The 19,786-nt window shown below is 41.6% G+C and carries 19 protein-coding genes; 7 read left to right on the top strand and 12 right to left on the bottom strand.

Going from position 1 to position 19,786, the window contains the following annotated elements:
• Positions 1–149 precede the first annotated feature (149 nt).
• The 5 genes from cysZ (at position 150) to crr (ending at position 5,138) form a co-directional block, all read left to right on the top strand.
• Positions 150–914, top strand: a complete 765-nt coding sequence (gene cysZ / locus ACE2AL_RS07890) for a sulfate transporter CysZ (protein ID WP_206082432.1) — start codon at positions 150–152, stop codon at positions 912–914.
• Between the two features lie 229 nt (positions 915–1,143).
• Positions 1,144–2,097 carry a cysteine synthase A gene (gene cysK, locus ACE2AL_RS07885; protein WP_206082433.1) on the top strand — a complete coding sequence of 318 codons (954 nt, stop codon included), beginning with the start codon at positions 1,144–1,146 and terminating at the stop codon, positions 2,095–2,097.
• A 353-nt stretch (positions 2,098–2,450) separates the two neighbouring features.
• Positions 2,451–2,708, top strand: coding sequence for a phosphocarrier protein Hpr (gene ptsH, locus ACE2AL_RS07880; protein WP_047756382.1), 258 nt, complete (start codon positions 2,451–2,453; stop codon positions 2,706–2,708).
• Between the two features lie 144 nt (positions 2,709–2,852).
• Positions 2,853–4,580 (top strand): phosphoenolpyruvate-protein phosphotransferase PtsI, encoded by a 1,728-nt coding sequence (ptsI, locus tag ACE2AL_RS07875; protein WP_206082434.1) that lies wholly within the window; start codon positions 2,853–2,855, stop codon positions 4,578–4,580.
• Between the two features lie 48 nt (positions 4,581–4,628).
• Entirely contained in the window at positions 4,629–5,138 is a 510-nt protein-coding gene (gene crr / locus ACE2AL_RS07870; protein WP_206082435.1) for a PTS glucose transporter subunit IIA, read from the top strand.
• Between the two features lie 104 nt (positions 5,139–5,242).
• Here crr and cysM read toward each other — a convergent pair whose 3' ends face one another.
• From cysM to ACE2AL_RS07830, 8 genes are all read right to left on the bottom strand, one after another.
• Complete coding sequence (gene cysM, locus ACE2AL_RS07865) at positions 5,243–6,127, bottom strand: cysteine synthase CysM (RefSeq protein WP_272539202.1); 885 nt, start codon at positions 6,125–6,127, stop codon at positions 5,243–5,245.
• Between the two features lie 375 nt (positions 6,128–6,502).
• Positions 6,503–7,591 (bottom strand): sulfate/thiosulfate ABC transporter ATP-binding protein CysA, encoded by a 1,089-nt coding sequence (cysA, locus tag ACE2AL_RS07860; protein ID WP_272539201.1) that lies wholly within the window; start codon positions 7,589–7,591, stop codon positions 6,503–6,505.
• A gap of 2 nt (positions 7,592–7,593) precedes the next feature.
• Positions 7,594–8,454, bottom strand: a complete 861-nt coding sequence (cysW, locus tag ACE2AL_RS07855) for a sulfate/thiosulfate ABC transporter permease CysW (RefSeq protein ID WP_206082438.1) — start codon at positions 8,452–8,454, stop codon at positions 7,594–7,596.
• Entirely contained in the window at positions 8,454–9,284 is an 831-nt protein-coding gene (gene cysT / locus ACE2AL_RS07850) for a sulfate/thiosulfate ABC transporter permease CysT (protein WP_206082439.1), read from the bottom strand. Before cysT ends, cysW begins: the two co-directional genes overlap by 1 nt.
• Positions 9,284–10,306, bottom strand: a complete 1,023-nt coding sequence (locus ACE2AL_RS07845; protein ID WP_206082440.1) for a sulfate ABC transporter substrate-binding protein — start codon at positions 10,304–10,306, stop codon at positions 9,284–9,286. The genes cysT and ACE2AL_RS07845 overlap by 1 nt, the downstream gene beginning before the upstream one ends.
• 238 nt (positions 10,307–10,544) lie before the next feature.
• On the bottom strand, positions 10,545–11,444 hold the full coding sequence (locus tag ACE2AL_RS07840; RefSeq protein WP_206082441.1) for a Dyp-type peroxidase: 900 nt from the start codon (positions 11,442–11,444) through the stop codon (positions 10,545–10,547).
• Between the two features lie 248 nt (positions 11,445–11,692).
• Positions 11,693–12,298, bottom strand: coding sequence for an RpoE-regulated lipoprotein (locus tag ACE2AL_RS07835; RefSeq protein WP_272539200.1), 606 nt, complete (start codon positions 12,296–12,298; stop codon positions 11,693–11,695).
• A gap of 90 nt (positions 12,299–12,388) precedes the next feature.
• Entirely contained in the window at positions 12,389–12,820 is a 432-nt protein-coding gene (locus tag ACE2AL_RS07830) for a GNAT family acetyltransferase (protein ID WP_206082443.1), read from the bottom strand.
• A gap of 136 nt (positions 12,821–12,956) precedes the next feature.
• Here ACE2AL_RS07830 and hemF point away from each other — a divergent pair, with 136 nt between their 5' ends.
• Together hemF and ACE2AL_RS07820 are read left to right on the top strand one after the other, a co-directional pair.
• Positions 12,957–13,874 (top strand): oxygen-dependent coproporphyrinogen oxidase, encoded by a 918-nt coding sequence (gene hemF / locus ACE2AL_RS07825; protein ID WP_206082444.1) that lies wholly within the window; start codon positions 12,957–12,959, stop codon positions 13,872–13,874.
• A 158-nt stretch (positions 13,875–14,032) separates the two neighbouring features.
• Positions 14,033–15,187 (top strand): M4 family metallopeptidase, encoded by a 1,155-nt coding sequence (locus ACE2AL_RS07820; protein ID WP_206082445.1) that lies wholly within the window; start codon positions 14,033–14,035, stop codon positions 15,185–15,187.
• 126 nt (positions 15,188–15,313) lie between these two features.
• Here ACE2AL_RS07820 and rluF read toward each other — a convergent pair whose 3' ends face one another.
• The 4 genes from rluF to ACE2AL_RS07800 all read right to left on the bottom strand — a co-directional run bounded on the left by rluF (position 15,314) and on the right by ACE2AL_RS07800 (position 19,785).
• Positions 15,314–16,189 (bottom strand): 23S rRNA pseudouridine(2604) synthase RluF, encoded by an 876-nt coding sequence (gene rluF / locus ACE2AL_RS07815; protein ID WP_206082446.1) that lies wholly within the window; start codon positions 16,187–16,189, stop codon positions 15,314–15,316.
• Positions 16,190–16,360: 171 nt separating this feature from the next.
• Positions 16,361–17,839 (bottom strand): ribosome biogenesis GTPase Der, encoded by a 1,479-nt coding sequence (der, locus tag ACE2AL_RS07810; protein WP_047756428.1) that lies wholly within the window; start codon positions 17,837–17,839, stop codon positions 16,361–16,363.
• A gap of 129 nt (positions 17,840–17,968) precedes the next feature.
• Complete coding sequence (gene bamB, locus ACE2AL_RS07805; RefSeq protein WP_206082447.1) at positions 17,969–19,141, bottom strand: outer membrane protein assembly factor BamB; 1,173 nt, start codon at positions 19,139–19,141, stop codon at positions 17,969–17,971.
• Positions 19,142–19,161: 20 nt separating this feature from the next.
• Complete coding sequence (locus ACE2AL_RS07800) at positions 19,162–19,785, bottom strand: tetratricopeptide repeat protein (RefSeq protein WP_225819008.1); 624 nt, start codon at positions 19,783–19,785, stop codon at positions 19,162–19,164.
• Position 19,786 lies beyond the last annotated feature (1 nt).

The following is a 19,786-nucleotide window of genomic DNA, read 5'->3' as shown; positions in this document are numbered from 1 at the left end:
TGCTCTAAGTGCAACCCTCAGAACGATTTTCTTACAAGAAAGAGAATATTCCGCTTTCGTTTGCTGCTTTTTTAAGCAAATAATGGCTAGTCAGCCTAAATTCATATCTATATGATACAAGGTCAACCGAAAAGGAGAGAACAAGAAGTATGACCCAATCGACATTTTCGCCACAAAAAGACCACTCTGGTTTTTATTATTTTACACAAGGGTGGCGACTCGTTACACGTCCTGGCATTAAACGTTTTGTGATTTTGCCCCTATTAGCAAACATTCTTTTCTTAGGAGGCGCATTTTGGTGGTTATACAGTAAGCTTGGTGGCTGGATTGACCAAGTGATGAGCTATGTTCCTGATTGGTTACAATGGCTTAATTATCTTATTTGGCCTGTTGCTTTGATTTCTATTTTATTGGTATTCACCTATTTTTTTAGCACCATTGCCAATATCATTGCAGCACCATTTAATGGTTGGTTATCCGAAAAACTCGAGGCAGAACTTACGGGGAAACCCGCGCCAGACACTGGTATGGCTGAGTTATTAAAAGATGTTCCGCGGATGATCAAACGTGAGTTTGTGCGTATTGGTTACTATTTACCACGGGCAATTGGCTTATTAATTTTATTTTTAATACCTGGTATTGGCCAAACTGTTGCCCCCATCTTATGGTTCCTATTTGGTGCATGGATGATGTCAATCCAGTACTGCGACTACCCTTTTGATAACCACCGTGTTGGTTTTAGTGAAATGAAGCAAGCTCTTGCTAAAGATCGCATAAAAAACATTCAATTCGGAGGTGTGGTCAGCTTGCTGATGATGGTGCCGTTTATCAACTTAGTCATCATGCCTGTTGCCGTTTGTGGTGCAACATTAATGTGGGTTGACCGCTATCGTAGCCGCTACGCACGTTATTAATCTCTCTTTGCGCAGGTTTAATCGCCTGCGCAGTTACCTATTTTCTTACGCTATTCTGCCTTGTTACCCATTCTTTAGAACTATTGGATCTAAAATAGCCTTTTGTTATAAGCTTAGACCTAAATCATATTTGCATTAATCTGTTCTTCACGTATGTTGAATCCATACCCTATTTTATAGTGAACGCCAAATACTGTTTACTGGCTAACCGATTTTAAAAGGATACCCCATGAGCAAAATTTATGAAGATAATTCGTTGACCATTGGCCACACCCCACTTGTTCGTTTAAAACATTTTGGTAATGGCAATATTTTGGCAAAAGTGGAATCTCGTAACCCAAGTTTCAGCGTTAAGTGCCGTATCGGGGCAAACATGATTTGGGATGCAGAGAAAAAAGGTATCCTGAATAAAGACAAAGAGCTAGTAGAGCCAACCAGTGGTAACACGGGGATTGCTCTCGCTTATGTTGCAGCAGCGAGAGGTTACAAATTAACCTTAACGATGCCTGAAACAATGAGTATAGAGCGCCGTAAGCTATTAAAAGCATTAGGCGCTAACCTCGTGCTGACCGAGGGCGCTAAAGGGATGAAAGGGGCGATTGCTAAAGCAGAAGAAATCGTCAATAGCAATCCCAAAAAATATCTTCTGTTACAACAATTTAATAACCCTGCCAACCCTGAGATCCATGAAAAAACCACGGGTCCAGAAATTTGGGAAGACACGGATGGCAATGTCGATGTCATCATCGCAGGCGTTGGTACAGGCGGAACTATCACAGGTATTGCACGCTATCTGAAAAAGACCAAGGGTAAAGATGTGACCATCGTTGCCGTTGAACCTGAAACTTCTCCAGTGATTACTCAAGCATTAGCAGGTGAAGAAATCAAACCAGGTCCACACAAAATTCAAGGTATCGGCGCAGGTTTTATCCCTGGTAACTTAGACCTCACACTGCTCGATAAAGTGATTCAAATCAGCGATGATGAAGCAATTAAAACTGCACGTGAGTTAATGGAAAAAGAAGGTATTCTCGCAGGGATTTCTTCAGGTGCAGCGATTGCAGCAGCAACAAAAATTGCCGCAGACCCTGCTTACACAAACAAAAATATTGTCGTGATTTTACCGTCTTCTGGTGAGCGTTATCTCTCTACTGTCTTGTTCGCGGATATCTCTGCCGAGTAGCATACTTTCGTTACACAATCGTTAAAAAAGCACCTCAAAGGTGCTTTTTTTGTGGCACGGATCAAAGTTTAGCACGGATAGGGATGATTTCTAATCTGGGGTTTAGTATTAAACATAGTAATTATTTCGCACCTCAAAATTAATCAAATTTTAGTCAAATGAACGTGCCTATTTAGATGTTTTTCGACTAACCTAATCATCGTTATTTTGAGGATGAAAAGTAAAAAGGATTGATACCGCACAAAGTAGGAAACCTTTTTACAAGTTAATAATCTAACTTATACGCAAACCTAGTCTATTTCATCTACAATTGGCTGGGTAATTAAAAAAACTAAAGTTATTGAGGAAATACTATGTTCCAGCAAGAAGTCACTATTACAGCACCAAACGGTTTACATACTCGTCCTGCCGCGCAATTTGTGAAAGAAGCAAAAGCATTCACTTCTGATATTTCTTTGATTTCTGGCGGTAAATCTGCGAGTGCAAAAAGCCTGTTCAAATTACAAACCTTAGGTTTAACGCAAGGTACTGTTGTGACCATCTCCGCAGAAGGCGAAGATGAAAAAGAAGCGGTTGAATATTTAGTTAAACTGATGGGCGAACTGGAATAATTTCGCACGCAAGAGAACGCGTTTCATCGATCTCATTCGCTGTCCCTGAATGATTTCATTCGGGGACATTTGCATAATCAATAAAACGCGCCGCAGTCTCTACAACATCAGAACTCCCAGCACTAACAGCAGTAAGGTAATATTATGATTTCAGGAATTTTAGTATCCCCAGGTTTTGCTTTTGGTCAGGCTTTGATCCTCAAAGAAGACCCTATCGTTGTTAGCACAAAAAAAATCGCAGACGATCAGGTCGAAAAAGAAATTCAACGCTTCATTGAGGGGCGTAATAAATCCGCCGAACAACTTAGTCTCATTAAAGAAAAAGCCGAAAAAAATCTAGGAGCCGAAAAAGCTGAGATTTTTGAAGGTCATATCATGCTGCTGGAAGATGAAGAACTTGAGCAAGAAATTGTCTCTTTAATCAAAGGCGATAAAAAAACAGCGGATGCCGCTGCCTATTCTGTGATTGAAGACCAAGCTCAAGCGCTTGAATCTCTTGATGACGAATACCTTAAAGAGCGCGCGGCTGACGTACGTGACATCGGCAAACGCTTATTAAAGAATATCTTAAATATTCCTATTGTTGATTTAAGCGCTATCAACCAAGAAGTTATTTTAGTTGCCGCTGACTTAACCCCGTCAGAAACCGCGCAATTAAACTTAGATAAAGTCTTAGGCTTTATTACCGATTTAGGTGGCCGTACCTCCCATACCTCCATTATGGCTCGCTCATTGGAGTTACCTGCAATTGTAGGGACTAGCGATGCCACCAGCAAAATTAAAAATGGTGATTTTATTGTCTTAGATGGCGTGAATAATACCATTCACCTGAACCCATCTGATGCAGAAATTGATAAACTCAAAGCATTCCGTGATGACTATCTGCAAGAAAAAGAAGAACTGGCTAAATTAAAAGATTTACCTGCTGTGACTCTCGATGGTCATCAAGTTGAAGTTTGTGCCAATATCGGAACTGTGCGTGATGTCGCAGGTGCTGAACGTAATGGCGCTGAAGGGGTCGGTCTCTATCGTACCGAGTTTTTATTTATGGATAGAGATGCCTTCCCTACCGAAGAAGAGCAATTCCAAGCTTACAAAGCGGTTGCCGAAGCAATGGGCAGCCAAGCCGTTATCGTCCGTACCATGGATATCGGTGGCGATAAAGACCTGCCTTATATGAATTTACCGAAAGAAGAGAACCCATTCCTCGGTTGGCGTGCTATTCGTATTTGTCTTGATCGCAAAGAAATCTTACACTCACAATTAAGGGCTATTTTAAGAGCGTCAAATTTTGGTAAACTGCGTATTATGTTCCCAATGGTTATTTCCGTTGAAGAAGTTCGTGAACTAAAAGCAGAGCTAGAAATGCTAAAAGCTCAGTTACGTGAAGAAGGTAAAGCCTTTGACGAAACAATCGAAGTCGGTGTGATGGTAGAAACCCCAGCTGCCGCTGTGATTGCGCGCCATTTGGCGAAAGAAGTTGATTTCTTTAGTATTGGGACGAACGATCTCACTCAATACACTTTAGCGGTTGACCGTGGTAATGAACTGATTTCTCACCTTTATAACCCAATGTCACCTGCTGTTCTAAACCTTATCAAACAAGTGATCGATGCATCACATGCGGAAGGGAAATGGACAGGCATGTGTGGCGAGTTAGCGGGTGATGAACGTGCAACCTTATTGCTACTAGGCATGGGGCTGGATGAATTTAGTATGAGCGCAATCTCAATTCCGCGTATCAAAAAATTAATTCGCAATGCGAACTTTGCTGATACTCAGGCCTTGGCTGAACAAGCACTTGCTCAACCAACCGCAGATGAATTGATGAAACTTGTAGATACCTTTATCCAAGAAAAAACGTTATGCTAAGAACAGCACATTAGTTCGGTCCCATATAAAACGATTAGGAGAAGGTCCATGGGTCTGTTTGACAAACTGAAATCACTAGTTTCGGAAGACAAAAGTAGCAGTGGCAGTATTGAAATTATCGCCCCATTATCAGGCGAAATCGTCAATATTGAAGATGTTCCAGACGTTGTGTTTGCAGAGAAAATTGTCGGTGACGGTATCGCCATCAAACCTGCTGGCAATAAAATTGTTGCTCCAGTAGACGGTACAATCGGTAAAATATTTGAAACCAACCATGCGTTTTCTATTGAGTCAGACGATGGTATTGAACTGTTTGTTCACTTCGGTATTGATACCGTTGAGCTCAAAGGTGAAGGTTTCAAACGTATCGCTGAAGAAGGCCAAGCTGTCAAAAAAGGCGATTTAGTCATTGAATTTGATTTAGCTTTGTTAGAAGAAAAAGCAAAATCCGTTCTGACCCCCGTTGTGATTTCGAACATGGATGAAATCAAAGAGTTAAATAAACTAACAGGGTCAGTGACAGTGGGTGAAACTGTCATTATGCGTATCAAGAAATAATTACTACGCATAATAACTGAAAAACCATCAGGTTGATAACCTGATGGTTTAATTCATTCTATTGTTTCCTTGTGATAGCCTGACTGCCACCTAAAAACAACGTGTTAAGAACCAAAAACCCCCGTTGATAAATAACGGTCGCCTCTGTCGCAAATAATAGCAACGATCACCGCTCCTGGGTTTTCTTTCGCCACGCGTAAAGCCCCCGATACCGCACCGCCTGAGCTCACTCCACAGAAAATACCTTCAAACCTTGCTAGCGCTCTCATCGTCTCTTCTGCATCTTGCTGATTAACATCCAGTACGCTATCCACTAATTCGCCATCAAAAATCCCAGGAAGATAACCAGGTGACCAGCGGCGAATACCTGGTATTTGGCTTTTTTCGGCAGGCTGTAAGCCGACAATATGTACGTCTTTTGATTGTGATTTCAAATAGCGGCTTACACCTGTAATCGTACCCGTTGTCCCCATACTTGACACAAAATGAGTAATTTTACCGTGCGTTTGTTGCCAAATTTCAGGGCCTGTTGTTTTAAAATGAGCAAGTGGGTTATCTGGGTTATTAAATTGGTCTAATACCTTCCCTTCCCCGTTTTTTTCCATCTCTTTCGCAAGATCTCGCGCCCCTTCCATTCCAATGGTGGTGCTGACCAAAATTAACTCCGCGCCGTAAGCTTGCATCGATGCTTGGCGCTCTTTACTCATATTTTCAGGCATTAACAGCTTTAATTTATATCCCTTTACCGCAGCAATCATTGCCAGTGCAATACCTGTATTGCCACTTGTGGCTTCAATTAATGTATCACCTGGCTTAATTTCACCACGTTTTTCAGCTTCGCTGATCATGGAAAAAGCCGCTCTGTCTTTTACGGAGCCAGCAGGGTTGTTGCCTTCGAGTTTTACCCAAATTTCAGTATCAATCCCTTGCGTCAAACGCTGAAGTTTTACTAATGGGGTGTGGCCAATAAATTGTTCCAGAGTTGACACTTTCGCATCCTTATAATTTTTATTTATCACTTAGAATTAATAGAAATAAGATATTACCCCAATAAGTCTATGAGTGAACATGAATTCTCTTCATATTATTATTAGAAAAATAGATTATCTTTATTACCCATAATGATATAGCTAATTGATATATTATATTACAATAAGTTTATAGAATTGTCAGCTATATCTCTTATTTTAATGACAAATAAAATACTTATATATCAATTAATTAAAATTAAAATACGACAGGTGAAACCCATTGCCAATAATCAAAGAATGGGCTAGTGGAGGGTGATATACATGGAAAAAATAATAGAAAATAACACCAATAATGTTTAACTTATTGGCGTTATAAATAATGGAAAGCTATATTCACGCGCTTTGTGCTAATTGTGGAAAAACTAATTCAGTATCACCTTGATATATTTTCGCTTCTTGGCTGCCAAGAAAATAGTGTTCACCACGCTTAGGAATTGTCGAATTGGATTGCCAAATCACAGATAATGGGCCATTCCCCCACCCTATCGGTTGTACCGTCAATTGCCAAAAGTGCCCTCTTGGACCTGATTCGGTCACCCTAACTGGCAAACGATGCTGTACATCCACTTCAGGTCTCAATGAAACATCCCATGGGCGTAAAAAGACATCCACCTCACCTTGATGGGCGCTAGTATGATTTAACGAAAATTCGTAACCATCAATCGCTAAGACCGAGCCTTTTATCTGTGCAGAAATCTGATTAACTTCCCCCATAAACTCCAGTACAAAGCGGGTTTCTGGGCGCTGCCAAATATCATTTGGTGTGCCGACCTGCTCAATGTGCCCTTGACTCATGACCACAATTCTATCCGCAACTTCCATAGCTTCTTCTTGGTCATGCGTTACAAACACACTGGTAAATTTAAGCTCATCATGTAATTGACGTAACCAGCGGCGCAGTTCAATACGCACCTGTGCATCTAACGCACCAAAAGGCTCGTCTAATAGTAAAATTTGCGGGTCAACCGCTAATGCACGCGCTAACGCAACACGCTGTTTTTGCCCACCAGAAAGTTGCGCAGGATAACGCGAAGATAGATGGGCTAATTGCACCATCTCCAGTAATTGCATCACCTTTTGCTTAATCGCTTGGGATGAGGGTCTTTGCTTGCGTGGCAACACCGTTAAACCAAATGCCACATTATCGAATACGGTCATATGGCGAAATAACGCGTAGTGTTGAAAAACAAAACCAACATGTCTGTCTTTCGCATGAATTTGACTCACATCTTGCCCGTGAAAACGTAGTACGCCCCCACTTTGCTGCTCAAGCCCAGCAATAATTCGCAGTAAGGTGGTTTTTCCTGAACCTGAAGGGCCTAATAAGGCCACCATTTCACCCGATGCAATATCCAGTGAAATATCGTTGAGTACTTGGGTTTTCCCAAAGAACTTGCCGATTTTTTCAATTTCAATACTCATGTTTAATGGACTCCTGATTCAGACTGCTGACGACTTAAATGCCACTGCAATGCGCTTTTAAGAATTAGCGTAATAATGGCCATGAGCGCAAGAATAGCCGCAGCAGTAAATGCACCGACCGTGTTATAGTCCTGATGCAATAATTCAACTTGTAACGGTAACGTATAAGTTTCACCGCGAATAGCACCTGAAACGACGGATACCGCACCAAACTCACCAATCGCCCTCGCGTTGGTTAACACAACACCGTATAACAGCGCCCAGCGAATATTTGGTAATGTGACGCGCCAAAACATTTTCCAGCCTGATGCACCAAGCAATACCGCAGCTTCATCTTCTTGGCTGCCTTGGCTTAGCATCAATGGAACCAACTCTCTCACCACAAATGGACAAGTCACAAATATGGTGACTAATGCCATACCTGGCCATGAAAACATCACTTGAATATCAAAACCTTCAAGCCATCCACCAAGCCAACTGTTTGAACCATAAAACAGTAGATATAATAGCCCCGCTACCACAGGTGAAACCGCAAAAGGGATATCCACTAGTGTGAGTAATAATTGCCGCCCTGGGAATTGAAAGCGTGTCACCAACCACGCCATCATCGTGCCAAAAATCAAATTAACAGGAACCGTGATCAACGCAATTAATACAGTTAATCCAATCGCATGAAGCATATCTGGGTTAGATAAATTAAGTAGAACTTCACCAACCCCTTTTTGAAACGCCGTAATAAAAATCCAAATAATGGGGATCACCAGCAATAAGATGGCAAAGAAAACACCTGCAGCGATGAGAAACCATTTACCCCAATTAACGGGTGACCGTTGGGCGGTTTGTAGCGGAGTGATTTGCGCCATTATTTCCCCCCCAGTCGCTTACCAAAACGACTTTGTACTAAATTAACGCTGAATAACAAGAGTAGTGAAACCGCTAAAATAACCGATGCAACCGCACTTGCCGCAGGGTAATCAAATTGCTGTAATTGACTGAAAATCATTAAAGAAACCACTTCTGTTTGCCAAGCAATATTTCCTGCGATAAAGATAATTGCACCAAATTCACCTAGGCTACGTGTGAATGACAAAACGGTTCCTGCAAGCAATGCAGGGGAAAGCTCTGGCATGATCACACGACGGAAAGTTTGCCAGCGACTGGCTCCCAGTGTTTGTGCCGCCTCTTCATATTCTGGCCCCAGTTCTTCCAATACAGGCTGAACGGTACGCACAACAAAAGGGATACTGGTAAATGCCATAGCAACAGCAATCCCCAGCCAAGTATTCACGACTTTGATATCAAACTGGTGGAGATATTGGCCATACCAACCTGATGTCGCAAACAAGGTAGCCAATGTTAACCCTGCTACTGCGGTTGGCAATGCAAAGGGTAAGTCGACTAAACCGTCTAATAATGTTCTGCCTGGAAAGCGATAGCGCGTTAAAATCCATGCCAATAACAGGCCAAATACCGCATTAAATAAGCTTGCCACTAAAGCAGACAATAATGTCACTTTATAAGCTGCAACCACTTGTGGATAGCTAATCACCGACCAATATTGTTGCCATGTCATCTCCGACAGTTGGATCACTAACGCACTCATGGGTAGCAGCAAAATCAAACAGGTATAAAATAAGCTGCTACCCAACGTCAGGCCAAAGCCTGGCAAAAATCGCTTCCCAGATTGATTCATTAACGGCGCCCTTGTGCCATTAGTTCGTCAAACTCTCCTCCCGTTGAGAAATGTATATCCATGACTTTTGGCCAGCTCTCAAATTGGGATTCAACGGTAAATAATTTTGTTTCTGGGAATTTGCTTTTGTTCGCTTCCATCACCGCTTTGTCATTTACACGGTAATTAAAGTTAGTAATAATTTCCTGCGCTTGCGGGCTGTATAAATAATTTAAATAGGCTTTAGCGACATCTTCCGTACCATTTTTTTGCACATTTTTATCCACCCAAGCCACTGGGAACTCCGCCAGAATATCCACTGGTGGCACAATAACTTCATAATCGGATTCACCGTATTGTGAACGGATATTGTTAACTTCGGATTCAAAACTTATCAGCACATCCCCAAGACCACGCTCAATAAATGAGGTTGTCGCACCACGACCGCCTGTATCAAACACTTCCACATTTTTGAGGAACTGTTTCATCTGTTCGCGTGTTTTTGCTGTATCCCCTTTATTTTCTTGGTTAAATGCTCCCCAAGCGGCAAGGTAGGTATAACGGCCATTTCCAGATGTTTTAGGATTTGGAAAAATTAATTTCACATCACTGCGGACAAGGTCATCCCACGTTTTAATCCCTTTCGGATTATCTTTACGCACTAAAAAAGCCATTGTGGAATAGTAGGGTGAGCTGTTATTCGGTAAGCGAGACTGCCAATCTACAGGGATCAAATTCCCTTTATCATGCAAAATTTGTACATCAGTCACTTGGTTATAGGTCACCACATCTGCTCTTAACCCCTGCAAAATCGCCAGGGCTTGTTTTGATGAGCCAGCATGCGACTGCTTGATAGTTAATTTGTCATCGGGGTGAGCCTCATTCCATTGTTTTTCAAACGTTGGATTCAACGCTACAAACAATTCACGAGCAATATCATATGAACTGTTAAGGAGTTCAGCAGCGAATAGGTGCGGACTTCCTAACAAAGACACGGTCGCTAAGCTGGCTAAAGCTGTTTTCTTAAAAAAAGTTGTTTTCATGTCATTCCCATTCGTCACTAAACCAAAATATCTGTATGACTCCACTGTAGCGGTTTTGGTTATAACTGGATAGCTATCAATCAATTTTTTATATATCAAATTGGAATAACAAAGAAATAGAGGAAATAAGCACTAAAATATTATTAGCTATCAAAGAGTTAAACACATGAAACCTGTTCAATGATGGAAGTAAAACTAAAGAAAAGGAAATCGCCGCATCCGTGCGGCAAGGAGTCATCTATAATGCAAGCAATGTTTCAATTGAAGGTGCATAGTAATAGCTACCAGAAACCGCTTTAGTCATACGTAGAAGATCATCGTATTTACCGTCTTTTTCACCGAACATACTTAACAGTTGCTGTTCAATATTGTGTAATTTTGCACAATAGGCGATGAAAAATAGCCCGTGCTTACCGCTTGCTGTACCATATGGCAAGCTATGGCGCATCACTTCAAGCTCTTCACCGTCTTCTTCAATCACTACACGAGAAACGTGGGAAGTGATGTTTCGTGCATCTTCATCCAGTTCGACGCTATCTTTCTTGGTGCGGCCAATCATTTTTTCTTGTTCATGTTCAGAAAAACGATCCCACTTTCTTAAATCGTGCTCATAGCGTTGAACTAAAACGTAGCTTCCGCCTTTATCATTTCCTTCATCAATAAGAGTGACTTCAGCGATCTCTTCACCTTGTGGATTTTCAGTACCATCAATAAAGCCGCTTAAATCACGATCGTCAACCCAACGGAAACCATGAATTTCTTCAACTACGTTGATGGACTTACCAAATGCTTTCAATGCCGCTTGCGCTAAAGAAAAGTTGATATCATGACGCAGGGATTGAATATGAATGAACATATCTCGTTGAGTTGCAGGTGCTAAACCTTTACCTAAAGGCCGAAATGGCTTTAATTCAGGTGCACTATCTGCACGCCCCATTTGCTTCCACGCATCAGAGCCGAATGCAATCACTGCACCAAGGCGATCATCTGGGTATTGTGCTTGTAATTTTGTTAAAGCATCGATAAAGTTTTTGCAACCCGCTTTCACTTCATCCAGCGAACCTTCTTGCATCAATGCTTCAATAAAAATACCGAAACGACTATGTTCTTTCAAAATACCACTTTGAGAATGAGACATACGGTAAACCTCGTAATATGAATATGTTATCTAACCTATCTGTTATCTAGGACGATATCGCTATCCTACCTTATCGTCATGTTCTTCACCTTGTTTTAACGCAAGGCTTTATAGGTTTCGTTCTCTATTATAAGAAAGATAATTTAACAAAGGGGAAATTTCTTTAAGAAACTTAGTAGAAAAAATACCTGAGAGATAAAAAAATACCGTAAATGATTTAGCCACTTACGGCATTTTTAGAAAAAAGATTATTTATGCCAAAGGATTTGAGAGATTTCCCACTCTTTTAGGTCGTTATCTGATGGCATTAAATCCTCAGGCCCCTGCCATTTACCTGTAAAACGATACACCACTTGGCTAGATTGTGGCGAATTACATTCCACGGTAGGGACGTTGTCTATGCGCTCACCTACCCCACAGACACCAAAGGCTTTTTCATAAATATCGCTAAATGGTGTACCAATTTTTGGCCCCCATTCCGTCACCACATTCGGATCACTCACCACAATCCGTGAAACATAACCATGCTCAGGGCCAATAATTTCAACTTTGACTTTATCGTCATCAATACCTTGAAAAACCGTGACAACCTCGCCATTTTCCATTTGCATCCCATTACGGATGGAATAACGGTCATTCAGTTGTTGTTTAATAGTATCAGCCTGCATGGGTGTAAAATTAGTCACTTGTCCAAGACCAGAACTGGACACCATTAGTGGGCTACTAAACCATGTTGATGGCGAAAAAACTTTGAACCCGGCACAGCCAGATAACATTAATACCGTACCTAAAAGGGAAACTTTTAATACTGGGGCAAGCCATGTCTGGCTATTTAGATTTGCATGTTGGGACATATCATCCTCTTTAATTCGTCGCATAATGCATATTGTGACAATCTATTTGCCGAAACATTCAAACCAATGAACCAACAAATAGCAATTAACTTAGAAATCCGTTTCGTGGGTTAATTTTTTCGAGTAAATCAGGCGTTCAGGTTGTTCTTCTTCATACTGCATTTTTTCAAACATATAGATAGCAGCATCAAATTCTTCACTCACTAATAATTCTATTCTACCGCATCCACGGGCAATCAATTTCTTTTCGAGACGACTCACTAACGCATTTGCAATGCCACGACCACGGTAATCAGGGTGTACGGCAAGATAAACGGCGGTGCCACGAATACCATCATAACCGCCCATAATAGTGCCGACCACTTCCCCAGTTACTTCAGCAACTAAAAACAAGTCTGCACCACATTGTAATTTACGTTCGATGTCGAGTTCAGGATCGCCTGAAAATTCATTAAGAGAACAGCGCTCCCATAATGTCAGCACCTCTTCATAATCACCTTGGCGGAAGATCCGTATTTCCATAACATTTGCCCGTTTAAACTAATCTTCCTGCCATTATCACTGGTTTTACAACACAATCAATATTCAATATGCCTTTTTTAGCTTAAAGGAGTATACTTTAAGCATTATTTTTTCCCTTTGGTTTTATTAAAAAACAATGAATTACCCTGATATTGATCGTGTAAAAACCTATTTGCAAAACTTACAAGAGACTATTTGCAAAAAAATCACTGAGCTAGATGGTAAGGAAACCTTTCTAGAACAAACATGGGAGCGCGCTGAAGGCGGTGGTGGTCGTAGCCGTGTTTTAACAAATGGCGCCCTCTTCGAACAAGCTGGTGTAAACTTTTCGCACATAAAAGGTGAGCAACTTCCAACCTCAGCATCAGCACACCGTCCTGAACTTGCTGGTCGTAGCTACCAAGCCATGGGAGTTTCGCTTGTTATTCACCCATTAAACCCGTATATACCAACCACTCACGCCAATGTGCGCTTTTTTATGGCGGAAAAAGAGGGAGAAGCCCCTGTTTGGTGGTTTGGTGGCGGGTTTGATTTAACGCCATATTATGGTTTTACTGAGGATGTTGTTCATTGGCATACTGTTGCACGCGACTTATGTCTCCCCTTTGGTGAAGATGTTTACCCAAAATACAAGCATTGGTGCGATGAATATTTCTTTTTAAAACATAGAAATGAGCCTAGAGGTATTGGCGGTTTATTCTATGACGATCTCAATCAGGGTGGTTTCGAGCACTGTTTCAACTTTACCCAAGCTGTTGGCGATGGTTTTTTACACGCTTATGTGCCAATTGTTGAAAAACGAAGAAACTATTCATGGGCTGAACAAGAGAGGCAGTTTCAGTTATATCGTCGTGGCCGCTATGTAGAATTTAACCTTGTTTGGGATAGAGGTACATTATTTGGTTTACAAAGTGGTGGTCGAACTGAATCAATTTTAATGTCAATGCCTCCACTTGTTCGCTGGGAGTATGACTATCATCCTGAACCAAATAGTCCTGAAGAAAAGCTCTATACTGACTTTTTAATTTCAGGTAAAGAGTGGTTATCACCATAATTAATAATATTCACTTATAGAGAAAGGTAGAAAAATTATATTTTACCTTTCTAACAAAATGCAGCAGTCATTAACTTAGTTCCTTAGATATCATATAGTTACAATTAAAACATAACCGATTATGATTCCATCTCACCCAATTGAAATGGAGTTATATCATGAGTCATATCCTTGCCCGTTCATTATTATCCCCATGTTTAGTTTCTAATCTCATCACTGAAAATGATTCGGCTGAGCTGAAATCAACACTGATACATATCAATGATATGATGACCCGTGTCTATACCGATGAAGAAGTCCAACGCCAACGTAACTTGCTATCCCATTGTAAAACGAGTGCTGATAGTCACTATAAGCGTGTTATTCGCGATGCCCAACAACTTGTTGCACACAGCAGCCACACACACTCTGATCTCCCAATTTGCCAACTAGATGAACTGTCAGATGATGAGCACATGCTCTATGACGACTATAAAGTTGTAATGAGCGAAGGGGATGCCAAAGCGCCATCAAAACCTGCAGGGCATGTTTTTGATTCCATCGGGACTATTCGTACATTTTTTAAGGAGAAATTAAATATTGGTCAAATGTTTGGCTGTGCTGCTAATATCAATGCGATTATTCATTTTGGAACAAACTACTCCAATGCATTCTGGGATTCTCAAGCTATTTTCTTTGGGGATGGAGATGGAAAAACTTTTGGCCCATTCTACAATGACATTGACATAATCGCACACGAACTGGCTCATGGTTACATTAGCTCAGAAGCTAACTTTAACTATATTTTTCAATCTGGTGCACTTAATGAATCTGTCGCTGACGTTATTGGTATCATGGTCAAGCAATACGTCAACAATGAAAGTGCCACCACATCCAACTGGCTACTCGGGGAAAACCTTTTCATTAATAAAGTGAAAGCACCTGCCCTTCGTTCTATGTCTAAACCTGGCACTGCCTATTATTTTTCAAAATACAATAAAGACCCACAAGTTGCTCATATGCAAGATTACAAGGACTTACCTTATACCGTTGATAACGGAGGAGTACATATCAATTCAGGTATTCCAAATCGTGCATTCTATTTATTAGCCACTGAGTTAGGTGGGAATACTTGGGATGTTGCAGGGAAAATATGGATCGCAACCGTTTCTGATCCTGTGATTACGGCAAAGTCTAACTTCAAACAGTTTGCAACAGCCACAGTGAATAATGCACGTAAGCTATTTGGCGAAAAAGTTGCCTTACAAACACAAAAGAGCTGGGAAGATGTTGGTCTGATACTCGATAATAATGAATCGCTCACAGCACAGTAACGCATTAAAATACAGTTAGTTACCCATTAGTTTTACGTTATTTACATAAAAAGGCCGATGTTTAAGCGAATTCAATGCCCAATATTCAGCCTTATATTGCAGTCTATTTTTAACTAAGCCCACACGTTAACGTTTTTTCTTTTTACGACCTGGTTGTGTAAATTTTTTACGTGTAGGGTTTTCTGGTTTTGCCTTGGGTTTACTCCCTACGTTTTGCTTCGCCCCATTATTGCTCTTACTACTTGCTTGTGCTTTTTGTATTTTTTTTGGCTTAATATCTGATTCTGATTTCTCCATCATATCAAATAGTTCGATAAGCTCATCATCGGTTAAATCCCGCCATTCACCTACAGGTATTCCTGCTAGTCCCACATTCATAATACGAATACGTTCAAGCTTAGTCACTTCAAAACCAAAGTGCTCGCACATACGGCGAATTTGACGGTTAAGCCCTTGCACAAGGGTAATACGAAAAACAAATGGTGCTTCTTTTTTGACCTTACACTTTTTGGTCATTGTCCCTAAGATAGGAACACCTGCCCCCATGCCACGGATAAACTCATCGGTAACAGGTTTGTTGACCGTCACAAGGTACTCTTTCTCATGGGAGTTACCCGCACGCAAAATTTTATTAACCAGGTCCCCATGGTTGGTCAAAAAAATCAGCCCTTGAGAATCTTTATCTAATCGCCCAATCGGGAAAATACGCGTACTGTGATTCACATAATCAACAATATTATCTTTCTCACCACTTTCTGTGGTACTGACGATCCCCACGGGTTTATTGAGGGCAATAAGAATTAAGTCATCTTCATTACGCGGCTCAATCAATTGACCATTCACCTTGACCACATCACCTGCAAAAACTTGGTCACCAATACCTGCGCGTTTCCCATTAATAAATACATTACCTTGCTCAATATAACGGTCGGCTTCGCGCCTTGAGCAAATACCACTTTCGCTAATATATTTGTTTAGACGCGTAGAAGAACGAGTATCCATAAATTCCCTCAATCATTTATGCCCCGCCGACGCCATGATTATGCGTTATTGGCCACACGGGTTTGCGCTTTAATCGCTAAATTTGTCAAAAAGTAATATAACAAAAAGCCGTAACAGGTTGATGTGTTACGGCTTTAACGTCCATTAAGGCTAAAATGCCTTAATGACAGACTAACGTTTTTTCAAATGCTGCATCAAACGCTTACGCTTACGTAATTGTGTTGCTGTCAGCTTATTTTTCTTATCCGCATAAGGGTTTTCACCCTCTTTAAACAGAATACGGATTGGTGTTCCCATTACTTGTAATGAACGGCGGAAATAGTTCATCAAATAACGTTTATAGCTGTCTGGTAAATCAGATACTTGGTTCCCGTGGATCACTACAATTGGTGGGTTATGCCCCCCTGCATGAGCATACTTCATTTTCACGCGACGGCCACGGATCAACGGCGGTTGATGCTCATCTTCTGCCATTTTCATGATACGGGTCAGTAGCGCGGTACCAACACGACGAGTTGCGGATTCATACGCTTCTTGAACAGATTCAAATAAATTACCCACACCACTGCCATGTAGCGCAGAAATAAAGTGAATACGCGCAAAATCAACAAAACCCAGACGCAGTTCAAGCATATCCTTTACATGTTCACGATCTTCAGGCTTCATGCCATCCCATTTGTTGACCGCAATCACCAATGAACGCCCCGCATTCAAGATAAAGCCCAGTAAAGACAAATCTTGGTCAGAAATACCTTCACGTGCATCAATGACTAATAAAACGACGTTAGCATCTTCAATGGCCTGCAAGGTTTTGATGACAGAGAATTTTTCAACCGTTTCCGTCACTTTTCCGCGCTTACGTACACCAGCCGTATCAATGAGAATATATTCGCGCTCATCGCGTTCCATTGGGATATAGATACTATCACGCGTAGTGCCAGGCATGTCGAATACAACCACACGTTCTTCACCTAAAATACGGTTTGTTAACGTTGATTTACCGACATTTGGGCGACCAACAATGGCTAATTTAATTGGTAACGTTGTTGGGTCAAAATCATCTTCTTCGTCTTCTGCGAGCTCACCTTCGGCTTCTAACGCCGCCCAATAAGCCGCATTTTCCTCTTCTTCCGTTAACTCAACGTCTTCTTCATCTTCACCAATAAACGGTTTCAATGATTGTTCGATTAATTGAGTGACACCACGTCCATGGGATGCTGCAATGGGATGGATTTCACCTAAGCCAAGAGAATAAAAATCACCAATTGCCGTGGTAACATCAATACCATCCGTTTTATTGGCAACTAAATAGGTTTTTTTCTTACGGCTACGTAAGTGTTTAGCGATGCCTTCATCCGCAGGCATTAAGCCTGAGCGAGCATCTACCATAAAGAGTACGATGTCTGCTTCTTCAATGGCTTGCAAGGACTGCGCCGCCATGTGTGTTTCCACACCTTCTTCAGTCCCATCGATACCCCCCGTGTCGATAATAATGAATTCATGCCCTTCAACTTCAGCACGCCCATATTTACGGTCACGAGTCAGACCAGGAAAGTCCGCTACTAATGCGTCACGGGTACGGGTTAAACGGTTAAATAACGTGGATTTTCCTACGTTTGGACGCCCTACCAGCGCTACGACGGGTATCATTCTTAGATGCCTCACAACTTTAATTAACTAAGGAATTCTGAGGCTTAAACTCAGAAAACAAAAAAACGAAACGGCTCCTGTTATCAGGAACCGTTTATTTTATCGGTAAAATGGCGGTTTGTCAGGAAATTAACGCGTTAACAGATAAACTGTTCCGTTTTTCGCCTGAACCATCAGCTTATCACTCGCCACAACAGGTCGAGCATGAATACCAGAGCTATTCAATTTGTTTTGTGCAACAAAGCCGCCAGTGTTCATATCTAACCAGTGTAAATAACCTTCTTTATCACCAACAACGAGGTAGCCATTATACATTTCTGGTGCAGATAACCCACGGTTTAGCAGCTCTTCTTGCGTCCACAGAGTCACGCCATCACTTTTACGCACAGATAATACACGATCATTTTGGTCTACCAGATATAAGTTTTCACCCGATAAAACCATGTTATTCACAGAACCTAATTCGCGTTTCCACAGAATTTGGCCAGAGCGCATATCTAACGCAGCTAATGTGCCGTTATAGGCAATTGCATACACTTTACCATCATCAATGATTGGCGACATGTCCACATCATTCAAACGACCGATTTCAGTTGAGCTGGTCACTTGTGAAATACGTTGCTGCCAAATCAGCTGGCCTTGAGATAATAACACAGCACTGACACGACCGTTATCACCACCCACAATTGCGGCGCCAAAGGCCACTGCTGGCGCTGATTCACCACGTAAAGACAGTGATGGCGTATCCATATTCACGGTCCATTTAATTTCACCGCTGTTTACATCTAGCGCCTGCAACTGGCCATTACTGGTGTGAATCATCACTAAGTCGTTGCTAACGGTTGGCTTAGATAACGCTTCACCAGCAACTTCTACATCCCAAACAACTTGGCCATCTTCTTTGTTCAACGCAATCACAGTGCCACGTTCGGTACCAATAAAGATTTTGTCACCATCGATAGTTAAACCACCAGACAGTAGCGCAGACAAATTAGCAGAAAGGAAGCCTGTACGCTTTGAGAGATCAACAGACCAAATTTCTTTGCCACTATCGAGCTCAAGTGCTTTTACTAAACCTTTACGATCAGCCGCGTAGACGGCTGAACCATCCCAAGCTGGCGCTAATTCAGAGTAAAATTGTTCAACACCATTACCAACAGATTTATCCCAAACAATTGATGGAGTGAATTGATTCTCAACCTGTGGAAGTGGCGCCATAATGATAGAATCAGTTTCGCTGGAACAACCGGCAAGTAAAGCTGAAGCGACTAGGCCTATCAAAAGAGTTTTGCGCAACTGCATGTTTGTCGTTTCCTTTCTTCTTATGAATTAGATACGTTGTTCAATTTCAGAGTCAAAATACCTCTAAGAGATTGAGAACCTTCACTTTCTAACCCCTGTGCGTAAGCAGCTTTCGCGCCTGCTTTATCGCCCTTATGGAGCAGAGCATCACCACGGACATCCTGTGCCGTTGCTTGCCATGACTTACCTTTAATGTTAGCGACAGAAGCAATTGCCGCATCAGCATTACCTTGTGCAAGCTGTACACGCGCTAAGCGCAAGTTGATAAGATCTTGCATTTCAACCGTTTTCGCTTTAGCCAGAGCATTGCTTAATGCCGTTTGAGCGTTCGCTAAATCACCTTTATCGACAGCGATTTGTGCGAGTTCCAGCCCCATCATGGCACTGTAAACATCATCCGTTTCAGCTGCAAATTTTTGTGCAGCAATCACACCTTGCTCTGAACCTGAGCGTAATTGGGTGTTGATGGTTTCATATTTCTGCGCGCTTTCTTGCAGGACATTGACTTTATGAGACTGCCAATAGTTCCAACCGAAGACCCCACCCACACCAATGACGAGACCAATGACTAATGGCGCGCCATAATTCGCGAAAAAGCGTTTAATCGCGTCAACTTGATCATTTTCGTTTGTATAGACTTCCACT

Origin of the sequence: Providencia xihuensis (assembly GCF_041953405.1) — a bacterium.
GTDB lineage: Bacteria > Pseudomonadota > Gammaproteobacteria > Enterobacterales > Enterobacteriaceae > Providencia > Providencia vermicola.
This window is presented reverse-complemented; position numbering and strand designations above follow the sequence as displayed.

Coding starts and splice junctions, on each gene's coding strand:
- rluF (WP_206082446.1), bottom strand. CDS start 16,189: ATGGATACTCGTTCTTCTACGCGTCTAAACAAATATATTAGCGAAAGT.
- ACE2AL_RS07820 (WP_206082445.1), top strand. CDS start 14,033: ATGAGTCATATCCTTGCCCGTTCATTATTATCCCCATGTTTAGTTTCT.
- cysK (WP_206082433.1), top strand. CDS start 1,144: ATGAGCAAAATTTATGAAGATAATTCGTTGACCATTGGCCACACCCCA.
- ACE2AL_RS07835 (WP_272539200.1), bottom strand. CDS start 12,298: ATGTCCCAACATGCAAATCTAAATAGCCAGACATGGCTTGCCCCAGTA.
- ptsH (WP_047756382.1), top strand. CDS start 2,451: ATGTTCCAGCAAGAAGTCACTATTACAGCACCAAACGGTTTACATACT.
- hemF (WP_206082444.1), top strand. CDS start 12,957: ATGAATTACCCTGATATTGATCGTGTAAAAACCTATTTGCAAAACTTA.
- bamB (WP_206082447.1), bottom strand. CDS start 19,141: ATGCAGTTGCGCAAAACTCTTTTGATAGGCCTAGTCGCTTCAGCTTTA.
- crr (WP_206082435.1), top strand. CDS start 4,629: ATGGGTCTGTTTGACAAACTGAAATCACTAGTTTCGGAAGACAAAAGT.
- ACE2AL_RS07845 (WP_206082440.1), bottom strand. CDS start 10,306: ATGAAAACAACTTTTTTTAAGAAAACAGCTTTAGCCAGCTTAGCGACC.
- cysT (WP_206082439.1), bottom strand. CDS start 9,284: ATGAATCAATCTGGGAAGCGATTTTTGCCAGGCTTTGGCCTGACGTTG.
- cysZ (WP_206082432.1), top strand. CDS start 150: ATGACCCAATCGACATTTTCGCCACAAAAAGACCACTCTGGTTTTTAT.
- cysA (WP_272539201.1), bottom strand. CDS start 7,591: ATGAGTATTGAAATTGAAAAAATCGGCAAGTTCTTTGGGAAAACCCAA.
- cysW (WP_206082438.1), bottom strand. CDS start 8,454: ATGGCGCAAATCACTCCGCTACAAACCGCCCAACGGTCACCCGTTAAT.
- ACE2AL_RS07830 (WP_206082443.1), bottom strand. CDS start 12,820: ATGGAAATACGGATCTTCCGCCAAGGTGATTATGAAGAGGTGCTGACA.
- ACE2AL_RS07840 (WP_206082441.1), bottom strand. CDS start 11,444: ATGTCTCATTCTCAAAGTGGTATTTTGAAAGAACATAGTCGTTTCGGT.
- der (WP_047756428.1), bottom strand. CDS start 17,839: ATGATACCCGTCGTAGCGCTGGTAGGGCGTCCAAACGTAGGAAAATCC.
- ptsI (WP_206082434.1), top strand. CDS start 2,853: ATGATTTCAGGAATTTTAGTATCCCCAGGTTTTGCTTTTGGTCAGGCT.